Source organism: Streptomyces sp. NPDC091280 (assembly GCF_044768565.1).
GTDB lineage: Bacteria > Actinomycetota > Actinomycetes > Streptomycetales > Streptomycetaceae > Streptomyces.
Map to the genome: position 1 here is coordinate 263,588 of NZ_JBIVUZ010000008.1, position 25,141 is coordinate 288,728.

Sequence of the window (25,141 nt, forward strand, 5' to 3'; positions counted from 1 at the left end):
TAGCTTCTTTCACAGAAGCCAGCCGAGGAGGTAGCACCGCATGGGACGGTCACGCACGTACGAGTGGGAGGACCCGGGGGTCTCGGCAGCCGCCGTAGGACAGGCCACAGGGCTTGAGTTCCTGCGGGAACTGATCGGCGGACGCCTGCCCGCGCCGCCCATTGGCGCCACCCTGAACTTCAGCCTCGACGAGGTGGAGCACGGCCGCGCGGTGTTCTCCCTGCTGCCGGGGGAGGAGCACTACAACCCCATCGGCAGTGTGCACGGCGGGGTCTACGCCACCCTGCTCGACTCGGCGGCCGGCTGCGCGGTGCAGTCCACGTTGCCCCAGGGCATGGGCTACACCTCGCTCGACCTGAGCGTGAAGTTCCTGCGACCGGTCACCGCCGACACCGGGCGGATCCGCGCCGTGGGCACCGTCCTCAACGGCGGACGGCGCACCGCGCTCGCCCAAGCCGAGCTGTTCGACGAGAAGGACCGGCTGCTCGCCCACGCCACCAGCAGCTGCCTGCTGTTTCCCGTCCCCTGACCGGAAACCGTCGTGGAAGAGGAGTCCGCCTGTCCCCCGCGCAGGCGGATCCGTACCGTCAACTCCCTTGATCCACACGGTCGCGGGCCTCGGCGGCACGCTGTGAAGTTTGCCGCCGGACGTTGCCGTGGTGGTATGGGGAGAAGTACGTAGTGGATGTGACCCACGCGGGATCGTGAGGACGTATGACGGTCGGGGTGACCGGGGTGTACGAGCGCATGCTGGCGGTCGCGGTGGCGGCGCTGCACGAACGGGATCCCGCACGGCTGTGGCCGCTGGTCGCCGCGGCCCTGCCGGGCCTGTGCGGGGGCGAGGCACTGATCTACAAGCTCGGCGAGTGGACGGACCGGTCCGGCGCGATGGGGCTCTCGCCCGCCGCCGAGGCCCACTTCGGGCGCATCGACGACGAGGCGATGACGGTCCTGCGCCGGGGCTACCCCTTCGCCGACCACTACTTCACCGCCGGTGCCGACCGCCGCCCCGGAACCGCCCACCGCATGGCCGGCAAGGGCTGGGCGCACAGCCGGACCGCCGGCACCATCAACCGCCTGATGGACGCCGACCACGTCCTGGCCATCCCGCTCCCGGGCACGGCCACTCCGGTCACCGGCGCCCTCGTCTACCAGGCCGGCGCCGACTTCACCGAGGACCACGTCCGGGCCGCCGAACTCATCCAGCCCCTGCTGGCCGGCGTCGAACAGCAGCGGCAGCTCCTCGAACGCTGGCACGCCACCCAGGCCCCGCCCGAACCGCCCGAGGACTGCCGCCTCACCCCGCGCCAGGTCACCGTCCTGCTGCTCCTCGCCGACGCCCTCACCGCCTCGGCCATCGCCCACCGCCTGGGCATCTCCGTGCGCACGGTCCACAAGCACGTCGAGAGCCTGTACCGCAAACTGGGCACACGCGACCGGGTGAGTACGGTGCTACGGGCGCAGGAGATCGGCCTGCTCCCACCCCGCACGGGACGCTGAACCCCCGAGCCGCCGCACCGACAGGAGCACACCCTCGTGACCTACGACATCACCGCCCTGCGCGCCCTGTTCCCCGCGCTCAGCACCGGGACCGCCCACTTCGACGGCCCCGGCGGCACCCAGACCCCCCGCCCGGTCGTCGAGGCCATCACCCGGGCCCTGTCGAACCCCCTCTCCAACCGCGGACTGATCACGGCGGGGGAGCGCAACGCGGACACCATCGTCACCGGCGCCCGCGCGGCCATGGCCGACCTCCTCGGCGCCCACCCCTCGGGCATCGTCTTCGGCCGCAGCGCCACCCAGCTCACCTACGACTTGGCCCGCACCCTCGCCGACACCTGGGCACCCGGCGACGAGGTCGTCGTCACCCGCCTCGACCACGACGCCAACATCCGCCCCTGGACACAGGCCGCCGAGCGGGTCGGCGCCACCGTCCGCTGGGCGGACTTCGACCCGGCGACCGGCGAACTCACCCTCGACCACCTCCGCGCGGCCCTGTCCGCACGCACCCGGCTGGTCGCCGTCACCGCCGCCTCCAACCTGATCGGCACCCTGCCCCCGATCCCCGAGATAGCCCGCCTCGCACACGAGGCCGGCGCGCTGTTCCACGTCGACGGCGTCCACTACACGGCGCACGCCCTGGTCGACCTCGGGCAGCTGGGCGCGGACTTCTTCGTGTGCTCGCCCTACAAGTTCCTCGGCCCGCACCTCGGCGTCCTCGCCGGCCGGCCCGAACTGCTGGAGACCCTGCGCCCGGACAAGCTGCTCCCCTCCTCCGACGCGGTCCCCGAACGCTTCGAACTCGGCACCCTGCCCTACGAGTTGCTCGCCGGCACCAGCGCGGCGGTCGACGTCCTCGCGGGCCTCGACACCGACGCCGCCGGGAACCGCCGGGAGCGGCTGACCGCGAGTCTCGCCGCGCTCCACCGGCACGAGGACGTCCTGCGCGCCCTCATCGACCAGGGACTCGCCGCCCTGGACGGCGTCACTGTCCACTCCAACGCGGCCGACCGCACCCCCACCGTGCTCCTCACCTTCGACGAGGCCCACGGCGCGCTCGCCACCCAGGACGCCTCCCGCTTCCTCGCCGAACGCCAGGTCCACGCCCCCTCCGGCGCCTTCTACGCCATCGAGGCCTCCCGGCACCTGGGCCTCGGCGACACCGGCGGCCTGCGCATCGGCCTCGCGCCCTACACCGACACCGAGGACGTCGACCGGCTGCTGACCGGCCTCGAACTGTTCCTGAAGCGGCCGACCGCCTGACATTCCGGCGGGCGGATCGCGGCCGGGCCCCGTCCGGGGGCTCTTTTGAGGGAAAAAAGATGGGTCCGCTGACGGGACAATGATGGATTTGCCCCTTCAGTAATGCCCCTGCGCGCATCTAGCGTTGCGTCCACGTAAAAAGCCTGGTCGGCGGGCCCGTCCGGAACCTCAGAAAGGCCACAGCATGAGCACCTCACCGCTCAACAGGATCGCCGGTGCCCCCATCTCGTGGGGTGTCTGCGAAGTGCCCGGCTGGGGCTACCAGTTGACGCCCGAACGCGTGCTGAACGAGATGCGCGAAGTCGGCCTCGCGGCCACCGAGTTCGGCCCCGAGGGCTTCCTGCCCGGCGAGCCGGACGCCATGGCCCGCACCCTCGCCGACCACGACCTGCACGCGGTCGGCGGCTTCACCCCGCTGCTGCTGCACGTACCCGGCCACGACCCGCTCCCCGAGGCCGAACAGCTCCTCGCGGGCTACGACGCCTCGAAGGCCGAGGTGCTGGTTCTGTCGGCCGTCACCGGCCAGGACGGCTACGACTCCCGCCCCGAACTCGACGCCGACGGCTGGAAGTTGCTGCTCTCCAACCTCGACCGGATCGCCTCGCTCGCCGCCGAACGCGGGGTGCGCGCCGTGCTGCACCCGCACGTCGGCACGATGATCGAGAACGGCGACGAGGTCCGGCGCGTCCTGGAGCACTCGGCGATCTCCCTCTGCCTCGACACCGGCCACCTCCTCATCGGCGGCACCGACCCGGCCGAACTCACCCGCCAGGCCCCCGAGCGGATCGCCCACACCCACATGAAGGACGTGGACGCCTCCCTCGCCGCCAAGGTCCAGGACGGACAGCTCAGCTACACCGACGCCGTCCGCAAGGGCATGTACCGCCCGCTGGGCGCCGGAGACGTGGACGTACAGGCCATCGTCACCCACCTCAGCGCCCGCGGCTACGACGGCTGGTACGTCCTGGAACAGGACACCATCCTCACCGAGGAGCCGAAGACGAAGGGCCCGGTCGAGGACGTGTGGGCCAGCGCCGAACACCTGCGCTCGGTACTGCGCGGGGTCGCGTAGCCGACGGGCGGACCACCACGGACGCGGCGGACCACGACGGGCCGCGTCGGACGAGGTCCGGGCCGAGTCTCAGCTCCGGCGGCGCTCGGCCGCGGCCCGCAGACCGGTGCGCAGCTGTTCGGGCGTCCAGTCCTCGGTGACGGCTTGGTGCAGGATGTCCGCCTGCGAGGGCGGGGCGAGGCCCTCGACCGGCGGGTCGAGATCGAGGTTGGTGGGGAACGGGTAGCCCTCGGCGGTGGCGGCGATCACGCGACGCAGCCAGTCCGCCGAGACACCCTCCGCCTTGCGCCTGAGCAGCACCGGGAACACGGCGTTCGCCATCGCCTCGCGGTCCACCGTCTCCATGGCCCGGCCGAACGCGGAGGACACCTGAAGCAGATTGGCCATGCGCCTGATGCCGGCCGACCGGTTGTGCCCGGCCGCGTGGAAGAGCGCCGGGTTGAAGAAGGCCGCGTCGCCCTTCTCCAGGGGGAGTTGGACGTGGTGCGCGTCGAAGTACTCGACGAACCGCGGGAGCCGCCAGGCGAGATAGCCGGGCTCGAACTTCTGCGAGTGCGGCAGATACAGCGTCGGCCCGGACTCGACGGGCATGTCGCAGTGCGCCACCGCGCCCTGGAGCGTCAGCACCGGGGAGAGCCGGTGGACGTGCGCGGGGTATGCCGCCGCCTGCTCCTGGGAGAGGAAGCCGAGGTGGTAGTCGCGGTGGACGCTCTGTGCCGCGCCGCCCGGGTTGACCACGTTGACCTGCGAGGTGACCTGGTAGGCGGGGCCGAGCCAGGCCTCGGAGACCAGCTCCAGGATGTCGTTGGCGTAGTAGTCGGCGAACGCCTCGGGTGCCCGTACGGCCATCTTGTCGAGGGCGTTCCACACGCGGTCGTTCGCGCCGGGTTCGGCGAAGTGGTCGCCGCGCCCCGCACCGCTCGCGCGCTCCTCCTCGATCAGCGCGCGGAAGGCGTCGGAGGCGCGGTCCACGACGGCCCCGTCGGGGAAGGCGCCCTTGAGGACCACGATGCCCGGCCCGTCGAGCAGCGTCGCGACCAGTTCGCCCTGCACACGGCGGCGGCCCTCGGCGGTGGCCGCGAGAGCGCGCAGCCGGGCGCTGTCGTAGAGCGGGACGTTCTGCTCGACGCGCTCGGCCGAGGGGTGGTCGGCGAGGTCGGTGGGCCGCTCCACGAGTGCGCGGAACGCGTCGAGATCGCAGTCCGCCTCGGTCAGCCAGGTCCGCGTCGTTGCGGTGGTGGGAGACATCCGGGTCCTTTCACTGTCCGTGCGTTTCTGACAGTCTTGACAACTCAAACCCATCATTCAATGCTCACAGCTCCATCAAAAGCGCATCATCGGTCCGGGAGATCAGGCATGCGACATCCGTACCCGATCAGGGAAATCGCCCGTCAGTCCGGGCTGAGTACGGCCACGGTCGACCGTGTCCTGAACCAGCGGGGCAACGTGACGGAGAGCACCATCAGAGAGGTGCGCGAAGCCATCAAGGACCTGGACCGCCAGCAGAGCCAGGTCCGGCTGGGCGGCCGTACGTTCATGGTCGACATCGTGATGCAGACCCCGGAGCGGTTCTCCACCGCCGTACGGGACGCGCTCGAAGCCGAGCTGCCCTCGCTGCATCCCGCGCTGGTGCGGTCGCGCTTCCACTTCCGCGAGACCTGCCCGCCCGCCGAACTGACCGCGATCCTGGACGGGATCGCCCGGCGCGGCAGCCAGGGCGTGATCCTCAAGGCCCCGGACGAGCCGGAGATCACGGCGGCCGTCGGACGGCTGGTCGCGGCCGGAATCCCCGTGGTCACCCTGGTCACCGACCTCCCGCACAGCGCGCGCCTCGCCTACGTCGGCATCGACAACCGCGCGGCCGGCGCCACCGCCGCCTATCTCCTGGGCCAGTGGCTGGGCCAGCGGCCCGGCCATGTGCTGACGACCATCAGCCGGGGCTCCTTCCGGGGCGAGGAGGAACGCGAGATGGGTTTCCGCAGCGCGATGCGCCTCGCCGACCCCCGGCGGTCCCTGGTCGAGGTCACCGACAGCGACGGCCTGGACGCCACCCAGCACGACCTCGTCCTGGCCGCGCTCCAGCGGGACGCGGACATCGTCGCCGTCTACTCGGCGGGCGGCGGCAACCAGGCCACCCTGGACGCCTTCGACGCGCTCGGCCGGGAGTGCGCGGTCTTCGTCGCCCACGACCTCGACCACGACAACACCCGGCTGCTGCGCGAGCGCCGCCTGTCCGCGGTCCTCCACCACGACCTGCGCCAGGACATGCGCCGCGCCTGCCAGATCGTCCTGCGCGCGCAGCGGGCGCTCCCGGACGACGGCCCCTCGCTGCCCTCGGCGATCCAGGTCGTCACACCGTTCAACATGCCGCCGGGAGCACCGGCCCCGGCACCGGCCGACTGAGGACGCGGGGCGCGCGGCGGGCCGCGCCGATAGGCTGGTGGGGCTCGGCCCATCAGCGCGCGCTCAGCCGGAACTCCCGCGATCGCAGCACAGGAGGAACCATGGCCGGTCAGTTCGAGGCGACAGCCGAGATCAACCGCCCGGTCGAGGAGGTCTTCGCCTTCCTCGCCGCCGGCACGAACGACCCGAAGTTCAGCCCGCGGGTCCAGGAGATCACGAAGACCCCGGAGGGCCCGACCGCCGTGGGCACGGTCTTCACCAGCACGGTCAAGGATGCCGGGATGAAGACCGGCCGGACCTTCCGGATCACCGAGTTCGACGCACCCCACCGCATCCGCTGGGCGGAGACCTCGAAGAACGTCGTGACGGCCGACGAGGGCGGCTACGACCTCGAATCCACCGGGCCGGGCACGACGAAGGTGCGGATCTTCAACGTCCTCGAAGGCCACGGCATCGGGAAACTGTTCGTGGGCTTCGCGCTGAGCGCGGCCCGCAAGGACGCGCCCGCGTTCGGGCAGCGCATCAAGGCGGCGGTGGAGGCCTCCTGACGCGCCGCTGACCCCGGCGCCCTCACAGGTCCAGGACCAGCTCCGTGTCCGGCCGGGCGCAGCAGATGAGGACCTCGCCGGCGGGCGGCGGTTCCAGGGGTTCGGGGGAGTAGGCGATCGTGCCGGACAGCAGGGGTGTCACACAGGTGTGGCAGACGCCGGTGCGGCAGCTCCAGCGGGTGGGGACGTCGCAGGCGTCGGCGAGTTCGAGCACACTGCGCCTGCCCTCGTCGAACGGGACCGTGAGACCGCTGCGCGCGAAGGTCACGCTCGGACCGGTGCCGGGCGGCCCCGGGGGCCGGTGCGGTGCGCGGGCCGGGCGGCCGGTGAGGCCGGGGTTGACGGCGGCCAGGGTCTCGAACAACTCGGTGTGGACGTGCGCCGGGTCGATGCCCGCCTCGGTGAGGGCCTTCCGCATGTCGGCCATGAAGGGCGCGGGGCCGCAGACGTAGGCGGTCGCGTCGGCCGGGACGGACAGCGCGATCAGCCGGTCCTTGGTGAGGCGGCCCGGCGCGGCATGGGCGTGCCGGGCCGCCTCGGGGGTGGCCGCGCTGTAGAAGACGTGCTCGCGCGCGTGCGGCAGCGAGGCGAGGAGGTCGTGGGCCTCGGCCGCGAGGGGGTGTTCGCGGGGGCCGCGGGCGCCGTGGATCCACCAGACCTCGCGCTCGCTCTTCCGGGCGGCGAGCGCGTGCAGCATGGACAGCACCGGAGTCAGACCGATACCGGCGGAGACCAGGAGCACCGGCCCGCTGCCCTCGGCGTACACGAACTCGCCCCGGGGCGCGGCGACTTGGAGGTCGACGCCGGGCCGTAGCCGCGTGGTCAGATAGCCGCTCGCCGTGCCCCGCGGCTCGTGTTTGACGCTGATCCGGTAGCTGCCCGTGTCGGGCGCGGCCGAGAGCGAGTAGCTGCGCACCGGGGCGGGGCCGGTCGTGGCGGGGACGCGCAGGGTGAGGTACTGGCCCGCGCGGGCGGCCGGGAGCGGGGAGCCGTCGGGGTCGGCCAGCCGGATCGAGGTGACCGTCGTGCTCTCGGCGGTCACCTCCGTCACCCGCAGCGGGCGGAACCCGTCCCAGGCCGGACGGGCGGTGGGCTCCGAGCCGGCCGCCAGGAGGTCACGGAACGACCCCTGCCAACCGGGGCTGAGCGCGGGCACGTCCAGGGCGAGCCGCAGTTTCGCGGGGTCGCGGCCGGGGAGGTAGAGCAGCGCGTCCGTGTCCGCCACGGTCAGCGCGCCCGGACCGGTCCTGGTGCGGACGATCGGGTCACCGGCCCGCACCTGTCCTTCGCGTACGACCCGCATGTAGAAGCCGGGACGGTGATGGCTCACCAGCAGGGCGGCCAGCTCGGGTTCGCCGAAGCGCATGCCGACCCGGTAGCAGGTGACGCGCGGCTGGGTGACCTCGAACTCGGCCTCGCCGATGCGGTACCGGTCGCCGATGCAGACCTCGTCGTCGAGGAGGCCGTCCACGGTGAGGTTCTCGCCGAACTGGCCGTAGCCGAGGTCGGTCCGGCCGAAGTGGCGCTGCCAGTGCCGGTACGACTGGATCTGGTAGACGAGCACGGCCCGCTGCTCGCCGCCGTGCCCCGCGGTGTCGCCCTGGCCGTCGCCGTCGATGTTGAGCCGCCGGACCATGGCCGGGCCCCGCACCGGGTACTTCCACACACCGGTGCGGACGGTCCTGCCCTCCCACGGCACGTCCTTCGGCATCCCGACATTCACCGACAGCAGGGTGGGCACGGGGAGCTCCTTCCCACGGGGACGCCCGGCACGGTCGCGCCGGGGGCGCTCACGCCGGGACGGCGGTGGGCAGTGGTCCCCTCCCATACTGAGGGCGCGGTCGCCGCCGTGCGAGACCGCGCCCTCAGGGGACCGGCTAGTTCGGTGCCGTGATCCGGAGCCTGATCGTGCGGGCCTCCGGGCGCAGCGCGAACGCGGGCCAGACGTCCGGGCCGCAGGCCCGGGAGCCGAGGCCGTGCTGTGCGGCGTCGACGGTGAGATGGCTCGACGTCGAACGCGGCAATTCGAACGGGTGCCCGGATTGGGCGATCTCCTGCGGGGTGTGGCGGCTCAGCGTGAAGCCGGGACGACGCCCCCGGGTGTCGGCGAGCGCCTCGACGCGCAGCACCTCGGCGCCGCCGGACGTCAGCGCCAGCCGACGCAGCGCGGAGCGGTGTCCTGTCTCCTGGGGCCGCGCGTACTCGACCGGGAGATCACGGATACCGGCGGCGAAGCGGCCGGTGCGGGCCGCGCGCAGACTGTCCGGGTAGGACTCCAGCGGGCCCAGGCCGAACCACTCGGCGCCGTCGACCGGAGCCGAGCCGTCGGGCAGCTCGAAACGCACCCCGATCCGCGGCCACACCGTCGTCCAGCCGTACGAGGGCTGGATCTCCACCCGCACCTCGACCTCGCCGTCGCTCTCCAGCGACCACACCGACTCCACCAGCACCGACAGCGCCGAGTCGGCGGCCGAGACCTTGTCGACCGTGCGCAGCGCGTCCGTGGTCTGCTCCACGGACACCCGGCGCGAGGTCAGCCGGTCCAGTCCGTCGCGCAGCCACAGCTCGGCGTTGGACACCCCCGACACGCTCGCGTCGCTCTCGTCGACCTCGCCCCACGCGCCCTTGTCGTTGTCGGTCGGCGCGCGGAACAGCTCCAACCGGGGCCCGGCCACGGCACGTTCACCGAGGCGCACGAGGGATCCGCCGACGAAGTCGGCGATCCCGAGGGTGAGGGTCCCGTCGCCGGGCCGCCAGCCGCTGCGGGGCCGGACGGCGGGCACCGGACGGCGAACCGACAGGTCCAGCTGGGCAGTCGCCACCACATGGCCCTCGGACGCCCAGACCGTCTCCCGCGCCAGCTCGGCGTCGATCGTCAGCCAGGTCTCCGCGTCCGGCGCCGCCTCGAACTTCGGCAGCGACACCTGGGCCGAGTCGCCCACCGCGATCCGCGGGACCTCCAACTCCCCTGAATCCACCGGCACTCCGTCGTGCTCGACCCGCCAGCGGAAGCGGAGGTCGGACGTGTCGGCCGTGTGCCGCAGATTGGTGATCGCGAGCTTGTCGCCGTCGAACGCGAGGTCCACCGGGGCCACCACGGCCTTGAACTCGTGCAGGCTCGGCGTCGGGCTGCCGTCGCTCAGCACCATGCCGTCCATCACGAAGTTGCCGTCGTGGACGACCTCGCCGAAGTCACCTCCGTACGCGTAGTACGGCGTCCCGTCCGCAGCCTCGGCCAGGATGCCGTGGTCGCGCCACTCCCACACGAAACCCCCGTGCAGGCGCGGGTGTTCACGCACGAGCGCCTCGTACTGGTCGAAGGCGCCGGGCCCGTTGCCCATCGCGTGGGCGTACTCGCACAGCAGGAACGGCTTGGTGCGCTGCCGGGCACCCTGTGCGGGCGTGCAGTTGAGCAGCGGGGCGCGGGAGCCGTCGGTGCCGATCTGCTCGGTCTCCAGCACGGACGCGTACATCCGGGAGTACACGTCCGTGTACTCGCCGGTGTAGTCGCCCTCGTAGTGCACCGGGCGTCCGGCGTCGCGGGCGTGCGTCCACGCCGACATCGCGGCGAGGTTGCTGCCGGTGCCCGCCTCGTTGCCGAGCGACCAGATCACGATGCTGGGGTGGTTCTTGTCGCGTTCGACGGTGCGCTCGATCCGGTCGAGGTACGCCTCGCGCCACGCCGGGTCGTCACTGGGGTTGCCGGTCCAGTCGACCTTGTGGAAGCCGTGCGTCTCCAGGTCGCACTCCAGGATCACCCAGAACCCGAGTTCGTCGGCGAGGTCCAGCAGCCGGGGGTGCGGCGGGTAGTGGCTGGTGCGGATCGCGTTCACGTTGAACCGCTTCATGAGCGCCAGGTCCTCGCGGGCGTGCGCCTCGTCGAAGACCCGGCCGCGCTCGGGGTGCGTCTCGTGCCGGTTCACGCCGTGGAAGACGACCCGGCGCCCGTTGACCAGGAACTGGTCCCCGCGGATCTCGACCGTACGGAAACCCACGCGCAGGGAGACCGTCTCCGCCGCCGTCGACACGGAGGCGTCGTAGAGGCGGGGCAGTTCGGCGGACCACGGCTCCACGGCGGCGATGTCGACGGGCGTCACGTCGGCCGGTGTGGCCCAGACCCGCTCCACGCCCAGTTCGGGGATGCGCAGGGTGACCGGGAACGCGGTGGCGTCGGCGGTGATCTCCGTCTCGACCCGGCCGCGTCCGTCGTCGAAGCCGGTCCGCAGCCAGACGTCCTCGATGCCCCCGGCGGGGCGGGCGATGAGGGTGACGTCGCGGAAGATGCCCGGCAGCCACCACTGGTCCTGGTCCTCGACATAGCTGGCCGCCGACCACTGGTGGACCCGCACCGCGACCACGTTCTCGCCCGGACGCACCTGGGACGTCACATCGAACTCGTGGGCCAGCCGGCTGCCGCTCGCGCTCCCGGTCTCCACCCCGTTGACCCACACCCGGAACAGCGACTCGACCCCGTCGAAGCGCAGCACGACCCGCTCCGCGTCCGACCAGTCGGCGGGCACGTCGAAGGTACGGCGGTAGTCGCCGGTCGGGTTCTCGTCCGGGACGTACGGCGGGTCGATCGGGAACGGGAACTGGACGTTGGTGTAGATCGGGCGGCCGTAGGCGCCGTCACCCTCCAGCACCCAGTGCGCGGGTACGGGGATGCTGTCCCAGCCGTCGGCGTCGAAGCCCTCGGCCGCGAAGTCCTCCGCCGCCGACGCGGTGGGGGACAGACGGAAACGCCAAGGCCCGTTCAAGGAGAGGGACTTGGCGTCGGAGTGCAGCCACGAGCGCGCCGGGCGCAGGGCACCGCGGCCGGGTGCGGGGTCGTAGACATGGGGGGAGGACTGGGGAAGCACGAGGTCACAACACTTTCATGAGAGCGGAACAGGGCGTATCGCATTCGATCATGGCGGTCTAACGGAGCACGACGGAGTGGATCTCCCAGGGTCCGAGGCCGACTTCGAGCATGTCGGTGACCGGCGTGCGGGCGAGCGGCCGGCCCAGCAGGTCGACGGTCGTGGCCTCGGTGAAGGTCCCCGTCACACGGGCCGTGGTCGCGGTGCCGCTCATCGCGGTCAACCGCACCTCGGTGCCGGGCACTTGCGTGTCGTCGCCACCGCTGCGGCGGACCGCCGACACGAGGACGTCCTGCCCGTCGACCCGCAACCCGGCCCTGTCCGGCGGCAGTTGACCCCGGGCGGGCCCGGTGCCGCGTGTCACCAGGACGTCGTTGCGGAACTCCTCGGCCAGCGCCACCGCGTGGGCACCGCGCCAGCCGGACGCCGAGGGCACGACGGCGAACCGGTTCTCGATCCGCATCCCGAGATCCTGCGCGCCGGGTACCGGGATCTCGCTCGCCGCCGGTTCGTCGCGGAGGGGGTGGATGTTGACGCTGATGGAGCCGATCGCGCGCAGCAGCGTGATCGCCAGTTCGGTGCCGTCGCCGACGAGTTCGTACTCGCTGGTGTGGTCGAGCAGGACGGTGGCGGTGCCCGCCGACACGAAGGAACCGGCCGGGAAGGTGGGGAGCGGGTACTCGCCCCAGCCGCCCTCGGCGGTCAACCCGCGTTCGGTGACGGCGAACTGGCCCGCCGACGCGGAGGTGGTCACCCGCTCGGGCAGCGGCACATGGAAGCGCAGCCGGTGATCGGCGGACTGGTTGAGGAAGGACGTGGAGACCCGCACGAAGGGCTCACCGACCCGCACTTCCACCAGTGTCCGCACGGGCGTCGGCACGACGTGGTCGGCGCGCGCATCGCGGTCGGCGGAGAGCGCGGCGGGCCACTCGTAGACCCGCGTGACACTCAACCGCGAGCGCAGCGGCCCGCTTTCGAGCACCTCGACGGCGACATCGGTGGGGTCCGTGACGAGGACGTCCCGCGCCGGGGGAGCGTAGTTGTAGCTGTCGCCCCGGTCGCCGCCGTCGACCAGGCGCCCCACGCCGGACAGGACGGTGCCGTCCGGGCCGGTGATGTCGAGGGTCCCGTCCGCGGCGACCGTGACCTCGACCAGGCCGTTCGTGAGGGTGCGGTCCGTCGCCGCGGCGGGGACGGACGTGGTCACGGCGGCGCTTTCGCCCGGCTCGACCCGGAAGCCCGCCAGCCCGGAGGCGGGGACGGCCACGGGTACGAGCGCGGTGGCGCGGGCCTCCTCCAGGGTCAGCACCCGCCACTCGCCCGGATGCGCGGCGGCTGCCTCGGCGACCTCGCGGCGCAGGATCAGCAGGTCGAAGGGGCCGCTCGTCGGTACCTCGGCGAGGTGGAACACCATCTCCCCGGCGGTGAGTTCGCAGCGGTCGATCTGCCGGCCGAAGAGTTCGCGGCGGTGGATGCGGCGCAGCACGCCCGCGAGCCGGGCGGCGTCCACGCGCTCGTCGGCGAGGACGGTCGGCGCCTGGGAGATCAGCTGTACGGGGGCCGTCGAGCCGTCGGCGGCGGTCGCGAGGAGCGCGGTGCCCTCGGGCGGGGCCACCACGTCCACCTCGACCAGCGCCGTACGGTCGAACGGCAGCGGGTTGGCGACCAGATGGCCGTCGCTCGGCACCCGGGCGGCGGGCTCGGCGAGTGCCGCGTCCCGTACCGCACGGGCCGTCTGGGCGGCCTCGGCGAGGCGCGCGGCGACCTGGTCGCAGGTCTCGTCGGTGCCGGAGCCGACCACCGAGTCGTGCGCGGTCGACTCGATGATCCGGTGCCAGGCGAGGTCGAGGAAGGGCGCCTCGTCGTGCCGGGACCACAGCGCGTTCACGCGCTCGGCGTGGTCGATCGTGCGCTCGGCGAGCGCCATCCGCTGCTTGAGCCCGAGCCGCACCGACAGCACGCCCGGGAGGATGTTGCCGCGCACATGGCTGCGCAGCTCGCCCGTGACGACGGCGGACACCTCGGCACGGGCGTGCTCGCGGACGTACGCGTCGAGCGTGGCCATGGTGATGGGGCGCCCCTCGCCGGAGGCCCGCCGCAGCCAGGACGCCAGGCGCGGGTCGGGGGCGTGGTGGTCGGTGCCTGCCATCGCCAGCACCGGGTCGCCGTTCCACCGCTCGGCCGTCATCTCGGCGTAGTCGTTCAACGCGCGGCCGATGCGTTCGGGGATCAGCAGGACGTCGAGGCCGTTGTCGTAGCCGTCGAAGAGGAACTCGGTGCGGACCCGGGAGCCGTCCGGTGCCCGCCAGTCGAAGGCGTGGCCGTCGACGGAGCCGGGCACCCCGCGCCACAGCGCCGCGTGCTCGATGCCGGCCCGCGCCAGGATCTGCGGCATCTGCGCGATGTGGCCGAACATGTCCGGCAGATAGCCGACCGGCATCGCGCCGCCCAGTGCCTCGGCCGCCGTCCAGCCCATCCGCAGGTTGCGCACGATGGTCTCGCCGGAGCAGAGGAACTCGTCGAGCAGGACGAGCCAGGGGCCGATGGCGAGCCGGCCCTCGCGGACCAGCGCCACCACACGGTCGCGGTTCTCCGGCCGCATCTCCAAGTAGTCCTCGACCGCCACCAGTTGACCGTCGACCATGAACCGGAAGTCCGGGTCGGCCTCCGCCGTCTCCAGCACGGTGTCCAGGGCGGCCACGAGCCGGTGCCGGAACACCTGGAAGGGCTCGTACCACTCCCGGTCCCAGTGGAAATGGGGCACGAAGACAGCGGAGTCGCTCATGACGGGTGGCACCTTCCGTGCGGGGGCGGTCACTTGAGGGAACCGGCGGCGAGTCCGGTGCGCCAGAACCGCTGGAGCAGGACGAACAGGATGATCACCGGCACGATCGACACCAGCGATCCGGTGATCACGGACTCCTGGAGCAGCGGGGCCCGGGCGGTCTGGCCGTTCCACTCGTAGAGGCCGAGCGTGATCGGGAACAGGGACTCCTTCTGGAGCATCACCATCGGCAGGAAGAAGTTGTTCCAGATGGCGACGAACTGGAACAGGAAGATCGTCACCAGCGAGGGCGACATCAGCTTGACCGCCACCGAGAAGAACGTGCGGAACTCACCGGCGCCGTCGAGGCGTGCCGACTCCAGCAGCTCCTGCGGGACGGCCGCGCCGGCGAAGATGCGGGCGAGATAGACGCCGAACGGGCTGACGATGCTCGGCAGGAACACGGCGAAGTAGGTGTTGACGATGCCGGTCGCCGAGAACAGCAGGAACAGGGGGAGCGCGAGTGCGGTGGTCGGGACGAGGACTCCGCCGAGGATGACGGAGAACAGGAACTCCCGCCCGCGGAAGGGGAACTTGGCGAGCGCGTAGCCGCACAGCGCGGAGATCAGCGTGCCCACGGCCGCGCCGAGTACGGCGTAGATCACGGTGTTGACGATCCATCTGCCGAAGACGCCGTCGCTGCGGGTGAACAGGACGCGCAGGTTCTCGAACAGGTTGAAGTGCGAGAAGGCCAGGCCGTTGGTGGCGGCCAGATCGCCCTGCGGCTTGGTGGCCGCGACGATCAGGAAGTAGATCGGCAGCAGGAAGTAGACCGCCAGGAGGAGCATCAGGGCCATGGCCGCCGTACGGCTGACCTGGCTCTCGCGGTGCACGGGGTGCTTGCTCACAGGCCGGCCCTCTTCGAGGTCAGTCGCATGAACCCGAAGCTCAGGACGAAGGTGATGACGGCGATGACCACGGAGATCGCCGCGGCCTGCTGGTAGTTGTTCCCGGAGGCCACCGCGTACGCCAGCATGTTCGGTGTGAACGTGCTGGAGATGTTCGAGGAGATCTGCCGCAGCACGGCCGGCTCGGCGTAGAGCTGGAGCGTGCCGATGATCGAGAACACCGTGGTGAGGATGATCGACGGGGCGATGATCGGGACCTTGATCCGCCAGGCGATGGACCAGTTGGTGGCGCCGTCCAGCCTGGCGGCCTCGTACAGCTCCTGCGGGATCGACTGGAGCGCCGAGTACATGATCAGCATGTTGTAGCCGGTCCACAGCCAGGTGGAGATGTTCGCCGCCGACCACAGCACCGCGCCCGGCCCGAGGAAGTCGGGCTTGAGCCCGATGCCGTTCAACAGGTCGACCACGGGGCTGAGTTGGGGCGAGTAGAGGTACGACCACATGATCGCGGCGATCACGCCGGGCACCGCGTACGGCATGAACGCGGTGACGCGGAACACCGACTTGAGGCGCAGCAGGGGAGTGTCGAGGAGCAGCGCGATCACCAGGGCGACGAACAGCATCACCGGCACCTGCACGATGCCGAAGAGCCCGATGCGGCCGACGCTCGACCAGAACTCGTCGTTCTGGAAGACCTTCGTGTACTGCTCGAAGCCGCCGAACGTCGTGTACGAGGTGCCGTACTGGCCGCCGGTGCGGCGCACGACGCGGACGCTCTGCCACAGCGCGTAGCCGACCGGCACCAGGTAGAAGAGCACGAACGGGAGGAAGAAGGGGAACACGAACGCGAGGACGGTGCCCGCCCGGGGGCCGCCGCCGTTGAGACGGCGGCGGCCCCCGGGCGATGCCACCCGGCGCGTCGCGCGGGTCGCGATGTCGGTCATCGTGCGGTCACTTGCCCGCCGCTGCCGGGATCGCCTGATCCTTCATCGACTTGAGCGCGGTCGCCTGGGCCGCCGACAGGGCGTCGGAGAGCGTGCCGCCGCCGGCCGCCGCCTTGGCCATCGCGTCCTGGAGCGCCAGGTTCACCGTCTTCTGGGTCGGACCCCAGGCGAAGCTGGTGTTGATCTTCTTCGACGAGTCGGCGAAGACGTCGAAGATCTTCTCGTTGTCGTAGTACGGAACTCCCTTGGACAGCGCGGGGAGTTGGAGCCCGGCGAGGGCCGCCGGGTACAGGCCGCCGAGCTGGTTCTCCAGCGCGAGGGCCGCCGGGTCGGTGTTGAGCCAGGTGTTGAACTTCACCGACTCGTAGAGGTGCTTGCCGCCCTTCATGAACGCGACCGTCGAACCGCCCCAGTCACCGGAGGTGCCGTCGGAACCCCACGTCGGCATCGGGACGATCGACCACTTGCCGGCCTGCTTGGGCAGGTTGTCGCGGAACATGCTGTAGCCCCAGGCGGCGCCGACGTAGCTGGCGATCCGGTCCTGCTGGTACGCCGCGTACATCTGCGTCGAACCGTTGGCGAGATCGGTGCGCACGAGCTTGCCGGCGATGAGCTTCTGCCAGTAGTCGGCGACCTGCCGGCTCTTCTGCGAGGCGACCGTGACCTGCCACTTGTCGCCGGAGTAGCTGTACATCTGGGCGTTGTTCTGCCACAGGAGCCCGTTGAACCACTCGGCGTTGTTCGGGTCGAAGAACGTGATGTCGAGCTTCGGGTCCGCCTTGTGCAGCTTCGCCGCGGCGGTCGCGTACTCGTCCCAGGTGGTGGGAATCGCGATGTCGTACTTCTTGAAGATGTCACTGCGCACATAGAGCGCCATCGGGCCGGTGTCCTGCGGCATCGCGAACACACCGGTGTCGCCGAAGCTGGCCTGCGACCAGGTCCACGGCACGAACTTCGACTTGGCCGCCGTCGCCGCGGAGCAGGCCGACGCGTCCACGAACGCGCTCTGGGTGCGCAGGTTGGGGAGCTCGTCGTAGCCGACCTGGGAGAGGTCGGGGGCCTTGCCCGCCTTGAGGGCGTTGCTGAGGATGCCGTACTGGTCGTTGGAGATGTTCTTCGTCTCGACCTGGATGTTCGGGTTCTTCTCGTTCCACAGGGCGACGACCTTGTCCATGCCCGGAACGGTGTTCCAGTACTGGAGGGTGACCTTGCCCTTCGCGGGTTCGCAGGAGGTCGCGGATGTCTTGGTCGAGGTCGTGGATGACGAGCATCCGGCGACCACGGAGACACTGGCGGCCACGGCGACGACGGCGAGGCGGAAGCGGGTGGTTCTGCGGCTCATGGTTTCCGTTCCAGACAACGACTAGCGGCGGTGCTAGGCGGCTCGATGCTGATCCCTCGGACGGGATGCCTGCTGGAGTGGGTACATCGTTCGTTGCGGTGGGCGGCCTTCCGTGAGCGCTCCCGTGAGCGTTCACGGGACTGCTCGCGGAGGGACCTGTCGAAGTGTGTGGGGAATGTTCGGAAGTTTGCGCTCCGGCGCGGAGGGTGTCAAGACATTCGGACCGGGCGCGCGGCCGTGCGGGTCAGGCGGAGCCGCTCAGCCGCAGTTCGCCGCGGACGACCAGCTCCTCGGCCGCCAGCGCCTCGGTGCCCGACAGCAGCCGGGCGATCTGCTCGATGGCGAGGGCGCCGAGCCCGCGCGTGTCGAGGGCGACGCTGGTGAGCGGGGGCTCGATCAGCGCGCCGAGCTGGAGTCCGTCGAAGCCGATGACCGCCAGCTCGTGCGGGACGTTCCGGCCCAGCCGACGGGCCTCGCGCAGGGCGCCCAGCGCGATGATGTCGTTGAACGTGAAGACCGCGGTGACATCGGGATGGGCGTCGAGCATGGCCCTGAGCGCCGTCCCGCCGCCGTCGGCGGTCTGGTCCGCGCCGACCACCAGGCCCGGGTCGATCCCGTGGGCCGCCGCGGCCGTCGTGAACCACTCGTGCCGGATGCTCGGCTCGGCGCGGGTGTGGTGGTCGAGCATGCCGATCCGGGTGTGCCCGCGCGCGACCAGATGCGCGACCGCCGCGTGCACCCCCTCCGAGCCGTCGATCGTGATCGCACTGAACCGTGTCGGCTGCTCCCGGCCGACCAGCACCACCGGCATGCCCCGCGTGAACTTCTCCAACTCGCCCTCGGGGCAGCTGAAGTAGCCGATGACCGCGTCCACTTGGGAGCTGATCACCTGGAGCGTGCCGAGTTCCTCCTCCGCCCGGTCCCCGGTGTCGTAGACGACGACCTGCCAGCCGCGGGTGCGGGCCGCCTCCAGCGCGGCGGCGGCCACCTCGGTGAAGAACGGGTTCAGCAGGTCGGGGATGACCAGCCCGATCGTCATCGTGTCCTGGCGGACCAGACCCCGGGCGAACCGGCTCGGCCGGTACCCGAGCGCCCGGGCGGCGTCGAGCACCCGCTGCTTGGTGTCGACGTCGATCTCGCCCTTGTCGTTGAGCGCCCGTGACACCGTCTGCCGGGACACCCCCGCCGACCTGGCGACGTCGTTGATCGTGATTTTCCGGGGTTCGGCCCCCGTCGATGATGGCAGCGCCATCTCCCACCTCCCGCTTCTCGCGAACGCCGGTGCGCGCGCAAGGCCCGAGTATGCACGTACCGGGGCGACCGGACGAAGCGACGGCCATCGGCGGGCGGTGTCGGGCGGCGGAGGTCCGTCGTGGAGGGGGAGGGCGCCCCTGTGCTGCGGCGGCGCGACGGGAGGCGCGCAGGACGGGCCACGCCTCCGAGTCGCGGACGAGCGACCTCCCGGCGTCGGTGAGCGCGTGCGGCGCTGCTCAGGTCGAGCCGGACGGCGCGGTGCCGCTCACGAAGTGCTCCTCCAGGACGGGGCGTCGAGGTCGGGCTCGTCAGGGCCGGCGAAATGGAACGGCACACCGAACCGCTCGGCCAGGGCGCGGCCGACCGTCTCCGCCTCCCGCGCTTCCGGCCACGGCGGGACCGCGCCGTTGAACAGCCGCAGGTCACCGCCGCGCCGGACGACGGCGAGCCGGTGCTCGGCGACCGGGGCGTCCGTGTGGGCCATCAGGTCCACGCACCAGCCGTGGCTGTCCCCGTCCCACCGCGCCTCGATGGCCACCGTCCGGCCGGGCAGCGCCTCGACCCGCTCGGCGAGCGTCGCGAGGTCCAGGGGCGGGGTCGGGCCGCGTTCGAAGCTCAGGCCCAACTCGCGGTAGCGCTCCGCCACCACGTCCATCGTCTCGTACAGGCCCGGCCTGGATTCGGCGGGGAACGACTCGCGCACGCGGGCGAGCGCCGGGAGGCGGTGGTCCCGACGGATCAGCTCGTCCACGGCGGAACGTTCGGCGGCCGACAGCGCGGCCCAGATCGGGGAGTCCATGACGGTATTCAACCCACATCCGCCACTCCACTCGACACCCGCCCCAACTGGGCTTCCCCAGAAAGGGCTTGCCGCCGTCCCCCGGCGGCTGGCACGATCGCCTCCTCCATCACTCCGGGCAACGGAGGGTGGCCGTCGAGGAGGTCCGGTGTCCAAACGCTGGCTGTTTCTGTCGGCAGCCGCGGTACTGATCGTCGTCTCGCTGGCACTGGTGCTGCTGCCCGGTGACAAGAACAGCGAGGACGTGACGGCCGAGGCGGGACCCGCCACCACGGCGCAGACCGCCACGAACTCCCCCTCCCCGACCGGTACTTCACCTGCCTCCGCCACTCCGTCCGCGCACGCGAGCGACGCGTCCGAGAAGCCGTCCGTGACACCGTCGGCCCGTCCGACCGCCGCCTCGGCCACCCCGTCGGCTGCCAAGGCCCGTCAACAGGCCGCCGCCACCGCCTCGTTGGCGGGGCGCATCAAGCCCGGAGTCACCTACCGAGGTGTCGCCACCTTCTACGACGCGGACGGTGGCGGCGGCGCCTGTCTGTACGACCCGGACGGCGACGTCCTGACCGGCGCGATGAACACCGCCGACTACGAGTCGTCCAAGGCCTGCGGGGCGTACGTGCTCGTCCACGCGGCCGGCGGCGCCACGGTCACCGTCCGGATCACCAACGAGTGCCCGGGGGACTGCGCGCCGGGACAGATCGACCTCAGCGCACAGGCCTTCGCCAAGCTCGCCAGCCCTTCGGCCGGACGGATCCCGATCACCTGGAACCTGGTGAGCCCCAGCACCACCGACACGATCTCGATCCGCTACAAGACCGGGTCCACCCGCTACTGGTGCGGTATCCAGGCGATCGGCCACCGCAATCCGCTGGCCCGCCTGGAGGTCCTCGCGGGCGGCACCTGGCGGCAACTGCCGCGCGCCGACTACAACTACTTCCTCTCCGAGAGCGGCAGCGGCTGCGGCGGCGCGATCAGGCTCACCGACATCTACGGCGAGCGCCTCACCTTGCCCGCGCTCGCGGTGCGCCCCGACGTCGTACAGTCCACGGGCCTCCAGTTCGCCCGACACTGAACACGCGCCGGACGGATCCGCCGCGCACCCGGCCCCTAGCCACGCGGGCGGACCTCGACGGCCCGCTGGAACTGTCCTGAACACGACTTCCGCAACACTGCCGACACAGCTTGGTTTCCTTAGGTGCTACCGGCGGTAACAACAGAGGTGTCACGGGCGCGCGCCACGTGTCCGGCACACCTCCCGCACCTCCCGTACCTCATTCGGAAGGCACCTCATGGAGAACTCGACGTCCCCCACGGCGATCAGCAGACGAAGAGCCCTGACGGTGGCCGGCGGCGTCGCCGCCGGCGCCGCGCTCGCGGCGCACGCGGTACCGGCGTTCGCCGCCGGCACCGCGGACGCCGACGCCATCGTCGTCGGCCACGGCCTGGCCGGACTGGTCGCGACGGCCGAACTGGTCGCCGCCGGAAAGAAAGTGCTGCTCCTGGACCAGGAGCCCGAGTCCAACCTCGGCGGCCAGGCGTTCTGGTCCTTCGGCGGACTGTTCCTGGTCGACTCCGACGAACAGCGGCTCATGGGCATCAAGGACTCCCAGGAGCTGGCCTGGCAGGACTGGTTGGGCACGGCCGGCTTCGACCGCGGCATCGACGACCCGACCGGCCAGGACTACTGGGCCCGCAAGTGGGCCGAGGCGTATGTGGACTTCGCGGCCAACGAGAAGCGGTCCTGGCTCTACGGCCTCGGCATCCGCTGGTTCCCGATCGTCGGCTGGGCCGAGCGCGGCGGCGGCCTCGCGGACGGGCACGGCAACTCGGTGCCCCGCTTCCACGTCACCTGGGGCACCGGCCCGGCCGTGGTCGAGCCGTTCGAGAAGCAGGTGCGGGCCGGGGTCGCGAACAGCAAGGTGACCTTCAAGTTCCGCCACCAGGTCAACGAGATCGTCCGTACCGGCGGCGCCGTGACCGGAGTCCGCGGCTCGATCCTCGAACCCAGCACCGCCCAGCGCGGCAAGGCCACCTCCCGCACGGTGGTGGGCGACTTCGAGCTCAAGGCCCCGGTCGTGATCGTCACTTCGGGCGGCATAGGCGCCAACCACGATCTCGTACGGCAGAACTGGCCGGCCCGGCTCGGCACCCCGCCCAAGTCCATGGTCACCGGCGTGCCAGCCTATGTGGACGGCCGGATGCTGGGCATCACCGCGGCGGCGGGCGGCCGTATCGTCAACCCCGACCGGATGTGGCACTACACCGAGGGCCTCAAGAACTACGACCCGATCTGGCCCAACCACGGCATCCGCATCCTCCCGGGCCCGTCCTCGATGTGGTTCGACGCCAAGGGCAAGCGCTTCTCCGCCCCCGACATGCCGGGCTACGACACCCTGCACACCCTGGGCTCGATCACCGCGAGCGGCTACGACTACTCGTGGTTCGTCACCACCAGCAAGATCATCGCGAAGGAGTTCGCGCTGTCGGGGTCCGAGCAGAACCCGGACCTCACCAACAAGGACATCCTGATGCTGCTCTCGCGCATCTGGCAGACCCCGGAGCCGATCGAGAAGTTCAGGAAGAACGGCGTCGACTTCATCACCGCCTCCAGCCTCTCCGAACTGGTCCTCGGCATGAACAAGCTGACCGGTGACGGCCTGATCCAACTGGCCGATCTCCAGCGGCAGATCGAGGCCAGGGACCGGGAGATCGACAACGCGTACTCGAAGGACGCCCAGGTGATGGGCATCCGCAACGCCCTCTCCTACCCCGGTGATTCGCTCAGCCGCACCGCCGCGATCCACAAGATCCTGGACCCGGCGGCCGGACCGCTGATCGCCGTCCGCCTCAACATCCTCACCCGCAAGACCCTCGGCGGCCTGCAGACCGACCTCTCCGGCCGCGTCCTGGACGCCACCGGCACGCCGATCCCCGGTCTGTACGCGGCGGGTGAGGTGTCCGGCTTCGGCGGCGGGGGAGTGCACGGCTACCGCTCGATGGAGGGCACGTTCCTCGGCGGCTGCCTGTTCTCCGGCCGCCAGGCGGGCCGCGCGGCGGCGGCAGCGCTCTGAGCGCTCCGGCCGCGCAGCACAACAGGTCGGCAACTCGGTTGGGCCCGAACCGAGTTGCCGACAAGGCGGTTCCGCCGATCCGTTCCGGCCACTCGCCGCTCCAGGGCGTCCGCGGACGCGGAGGGACTGTCGCCCGCAGGGACGGTCACGCGCGGGCCCGGACGCCTCAGCGGCGCAGGCCCAGCGCCGACCGGCCGGCGTAGCGGGCCTGGGTGCCCAAGTCCTCCTCGATACGGATGAGTTGGTTGTACTTGGCGGTGCGGTCGGCGCGGGACAGCGAACCGGTCTTGATCTGACCGCAGCCGGTGGCGACGGCGAGGTCGGCGATCGTGGTGTCCTCGGTCTCGCCGGAGCGGTGGGACATCACGACGGTGTAGCCGGCGCGGTGCGCGGTGGCGACGGTGGCCAGGGTCTCGGTGAGGGTGCCGATCTGGTTGACCTTCACCAGGATCGAGTTGGCGATCCCGTCGCGGATCCCGGCACTGAGCAGTGTCTCGTTGGTGCAGAAGACGTCGTCACCGGTGAGCTGGCAGCGTCCGCCGAGCCGCGCGGTCAGCTCGCGCCAGCCGTCGTGGTCGTCCTCGGCCATCGGGTCCTCGATGGAGGCGATGGGGTAGCGGTCGGTCAACTCGGCGAGGTAGTCGGCGTGTTCGGCGGAGCTGCGGCGGACGCCCTCGCCCGTGTAGTCGTAGACGCCGTCGCGGTGGAACTCGGAGGTCGCGGGGTCCATGACGAGGGTGATGTCGGTGCCGGGCTTGTAGCCGGTGCGTTCGATGGCGTGCAGGACGAAGTCGAGGGCTTCGTCGGCGGTGCGCAGATCGGGCGCGAAGCCGCCCTCGTCGCCGACGTTGGCGCTGTGTCCGGCGGCGATCAGGTCGCGGCGCAGGGTGTGGAAGACCTCGGAGCCCATCCGGACGGCCTGCGCGAAGGTGGCCGCGCCGATCGGGGCGATCATGAACTCCTGGAAGTCCAGCGGGTTGTCGGCGTGGGCGCCGCCGTTGACGATGTTCATCATCGGCACCGGAAGCAGCCGGGCGTCGACGCCGCCGATGTAGCGGTACAGGGGCAGCCGGTGGGCGGCTGCGGCGGCCTTGGCGGTGGCCAGGGAGACGCCGAGCAGGGCGTTGGCGCCGAGGCGCGACTTGGTGTCGGTGCCGTCGAGCTCGATCATCGTGTGGTCGACGGTGGCCTGGTCCTCGGCGTCGAGTCCGGTCACGGCGTCCGCGACGGTCTCGTTGACGGCGTCGACGGCGCGCCGAACTCCCTTGCCGTGGAAGCGGGTCGGATCGCCGTCGCGCAGTTCGACGGCCTCCCTCGCTCCGGTGGAGGCGCCCGACGGTACGGCCGCGCGGCCGAGCGATCCGTCCCGCAGTTCCACGTCCACCTCGACGGTGGGATTGCCCCGGCTGTCGATGATCTCGCGTGCGACGACCCGGCTGATGGCGGTCACGGTGCAACTCCTCACGCAGGGCCCGCGTCCCGGACGTCGGCGGGCTGTAAGTTCCGTCATGAAACAAAGTGAGTCCTGAAAGAGAACCTACTATGGGCGCATGAGGATGCACAACGCCGACGAGAACTGCGGCATCGCCCAGGCAGCCGTGGTCCTGGGGGACTGGTGGAACGTGCTGGTGCTGCGGGAGATCGCCCGCGGCCAGGTCCGTTTCGACGCGCTGGCCGCCGGGATCGGCCTGTCCCGCAACGTCCTGACCGAGCGCCTCGGCCGGCTCGTCGCGAGCGGGGTGCTGCACCGCAGGCTCTACCAACGGCGGCCGGTGCGCTACGAGTACGTGCTCACCGACGCCGGTCTGGCGCTGCTGCCGCTGCTCGTCGCGATGCAGGACTGGGGCGACCGGTGGATGCTGGGCGACGGCACCCTCACCGCGACCGCGGCCGAGGACGGCGCCGAACACACCCGCGTGCACGCCCTGCCCGGCACCCGCCTGCCCGACGGCCTTGGACTCCCGGGCATCCAGGGCACGGACGTACCGGTCGTGTCGCCCGAGGCCGCCGCGACCGTCCTGTTCACCTACCCCGGCACCGGCATCGACTGGGGCGAGCCGCCGATCCCCGGCGCCGAGGGCTGCACCCTGGAGAACCGCCTCTTCCGCGACGCCTGGCCCGACTTCCGCCGCGCGGGCGTGGACCTACGCGGAGTGAGCACCCAACTCCCGCACGAACAGGCCGAGTTCACCAAGGCCGAGGAGATCCCGTATCCGCTGCTGTCCGACGCGGCCCAGCACCTCGCCGCGGCCCTGCGGCTGCCGACGTTCCGCGCGGCGGGCCGGCCGCGCCACAAGCGCCTGATCCTCGTCCTCGACGCCGAACGGACCGTACGGCACACGCTGTTCCCGGTCACCGACATCCCGCACGCGGTCGCCGAGAGCCTGCGCCTGGCCGCCGACTGCGCCCGGTGA

The 25,141-nt window shown here is 71.3% G+C and carries 19 protein-coding genes; 9 read left to right on the forward strand and 10 right to left on the reverse strand.

All coding sequences use genetic code 11. The features are described from left to right. Nucleotides 1-40 precede the first annotated feature (40 nt). From ACIQPR_RS24995 to ACIQPR_RS25010, 4 genes are all read left to right on the forward strand, one after another. Nucleotides 41-529, forward strand: a complete 489-nt coding sequence (locus ACIQPR_RS24995) for a PaaI family thioesterase (protein WP_403652035.1) — start codon at nt 41-43, stop codon at nt 527-529. Between the two features lie 185 nt (nt 530-714). Next, complete coding sequence (locus ACIQPR_RS25000) at nt 715-1,500, forward strand: response regulator transcription factor (RefSeq protein ID WP_403652038.1); 786 nt, start codon at nt 715-717, stop codon at nt 1,498-1,500. Between the two features lie 36 nt (nt 1,501-1,536). After that, complete coding sequence (locus ACIQPR_RS25005) at nt 1,537-2,763, forward strand: cysteine desulfurase-like protein (RefSeq protein ID WP_403652041.1); 1,227 nt, start codon at nt 1,537-1,539, stop codon at nt 2,761-2,763. A gap of 184 nt (nt 2,764-2,947) precedes the next feature. Further along, nucleotides 2,948-3,835, forward strand: a complete 888-nt coding sequence (locus ACIQPR_RS25010) for a sugar phosphate isomerase/epimerase family protein (protein WP_403652044.1) — start codon at nt 2,948-2,950, stop codon at nt 3,833-3,835. A gap of 69 nt (nt 3,836-3,904) precedes the next feature. Here ACIQPR_RS25010 and ACIQPR_RS25015 read toward each other — a convergent pair whose 3' ends face one another. Beyond that, nucleotides 3,905-5,083 carry a phytanoyl-CoA dioxygenase family protein gene (locus ACIQPR_RS25015; RefSeq protein WP_403652046.1) on the reverse strand — a complete coding sequence of 393 codons (1,179 nt, stop codon included), beginning with the start codon at nt 5,081-5,083 and terminating at the stop codon, nt 3,905-3,907. Between the two features lie 108 nt (nt 5,084-5,191). Here ACIQPR_RS25015 and ACIQPR_RS25020 point away from each other — a divergent pair, with 108 nt between their 5' ends. Continuing rightward, nucleotides 5,192-6,238, forward strand: coding sequence for a LacI family DNA-binding transcriptional regulator (locus tag ACIQPR_RS25020; RefSeq protein ID WP_403652049.1), 1,047 nt, complete (start codon nt 5,192-5,194; stop codon nt 6,236-6,238). Between the two features lie 101 nt (nt 6,239-6,339). Then, nucleotides 6,340-6,786, forward strand: coding sequence for an SRPBCC family protein (locus ACIQPR_RS25025; RefSeq protein ID WP_403652052.1), 447 nt, complete (start codon nt 6,340-6,342; stop codon nt 6,784-6,786). Nucleotides 6,787-6,808: 22 nt separating this feature from the next. Here ACIQPR_RS25025 and ACIQPR_RS25030 read toward each other — a convergent pair whose 3' ends face one another. The 8 genes from ACIQPR_RS25030 to ACIQPR_RS25065 all read right to left on the reverse strand — a co-directional run bounded on the left by ACIQPR_RS25030 (nt 6,809) and on the right by ACIQPR_RS25065 (nt 19,656). Continuing rightward, nucleotides 6,809-8,527: an MOSC domain-containing protein gene (locus tag ACIQPR_RS25030; protein WP_403652054.1), complete on the reverse strand. Its 1,719-nt coding sequence runs from the start codon at nt 8,525-8,527 to the stop codon at nt 6,809-6,811. A 136-nt stretch (nt 8,528-8,663) separates the two neighbouring features. Further along, nucleotides 8,664-11,645, reverse strand: a complete 2,982-nt coding sequence (locus tag ACIQPR_RS25035; RefSeq protein ID WP_403652057.1) for a glycoside hydrolase family 2 TIM barrel-domain containing protein — start codon at nt 11,643-11,645, stop codon at nt 8,664-8,666. A gap of 58 nt (nt 11,646-11,703) precedes the next feature. Further along, nucleotides 11,704-14,430: an alpha-mannosidase gene (locus tag ACIQPR_RS25040; protein WP_403652059.1), complete on the reverse strand. Its 2,727-nt coding sequence runs from the start codon at nt 14,428-14,430 to the stop codon at nt 11,704-11,706. Between the two features lie 29 nt (nt 14,431-14,459). Continuing rightward, complete coding sequence (locus tag ACIQPR_RS25045) at nt 14,460-15,266, reverse strand: carbohydrate ABC transporter permease (RefSeq protein ID WP_403652682.1); 807 nt, start codon at nt 15,264-15,266, stop codon at nt 14,460-14,462. Nucleotides 15,267-15,313: 47 nt separating this feature from the next. Then, nucleotides 15,314-16,261 (reverse strand): carbohydrate ABC transporter permease, encoded by a 948-nt coding sequence (locus tag ACIQPR_RS25050; RefSeq protein WP_403652062.1) that lies wholly within the window; start codon nt 16,259-16,261, stop codon nt 15,314-15,316. Between the two features lie 7 nt (nt 16,262-16,268). Next, nucleotides 16,269-17,603, reverse strand: a complete 1,335-nt coding sequence (locus ACIQPR_RS25055) for an ABC transporter substrate-binding protein (protein ID WP_403652064.1) — start codon at nt 17,601-17,603, stop codon at nt 16,269-16,271. A gap of 244 nt (nt 17,604-17,847) precedes the next feature. Beyond that, entirely contained in the window at nt 17,848-18,855 is a 1,008-nt protein-coding gene (locus tag ACIQPR_RS25060; RefSeq protein WP_403652067.1) for a LacI family DNA-binding transcriptional regulator, read from the reverse strand. 267 nt (nt 18,856-19,122) lie between these two features. Then, entirely contained in the window at nt 19,123-19,656 is a 534-nt protein-coding gene (locus ACIQPR_RS25065) for a hypothetical protein (RefSeq protein ID WP_403652069.1), read from the reverse strand. Between the two features lie 148 nt (nt 19,657-19,804). On the opposite strand from ACIQPR_RS25065, the gene ACIQPR_RS25070 reads away from it, so the two are divergent. Next, a complete protein-coding gene (locus tag ACIQPR_RS25070) occupies nt 19,805-20,728 on the forward strand; it encodes an expansin EXLX1 family cellulose-binding protein (RefSeq protein WP_403652072.1) in 924 nt (307 codons plus the stop codon). A gap of 217 nt (nt 20,729-20,945) precedes the next feature. Beyond that, nucleotides 20,946-22,727 carry an FAD-binding dehydrogenase gene (locus ACIQPR_RS25075; RefSeq protein ID WP_403652074.1) on the forward strand — a complete coding sequence of 594 codons (1,782 nt, stop codon included), beginning with the start codon at nt 20,946-20,948 and terminating at the stop codon, nt 22,725-22,727. A 166-nt stretch (nt 22,728-22,893) separates the two neighbouring features. Here the strand turns inward: ACIQPR_RS25075 and eno are convergent, their stop codons facing one another. Beyond that, nucleotides 22,894-24,177, reverse strand: a complete 1,284-nt coding sequence (gene eno / locus ACIQPR_RS25080) for a phosphopyruvate hydratase (RefSeq protein WP_403652078.1) — start codon at nt 24,175-24,177, stop codon at nt 22,894-22,896. A 100-nt stretch (nt 24,178-24,277) separates the two neighbouring features. On the opposite strand from eno, the gene ACIQPR_RS25085 reads away from it, so the two are divergent. Beyond that, nucleotides 24,278-25,141, forward strand: coding sequence for a winged helix-turn-helix transcriptional regulator (locus tag ACIQPR_RS25085; protein ID WP_403652081.1), 864 nt, complete (start codon nt 24,278-24,280; stop codon nt 25,139-25,141).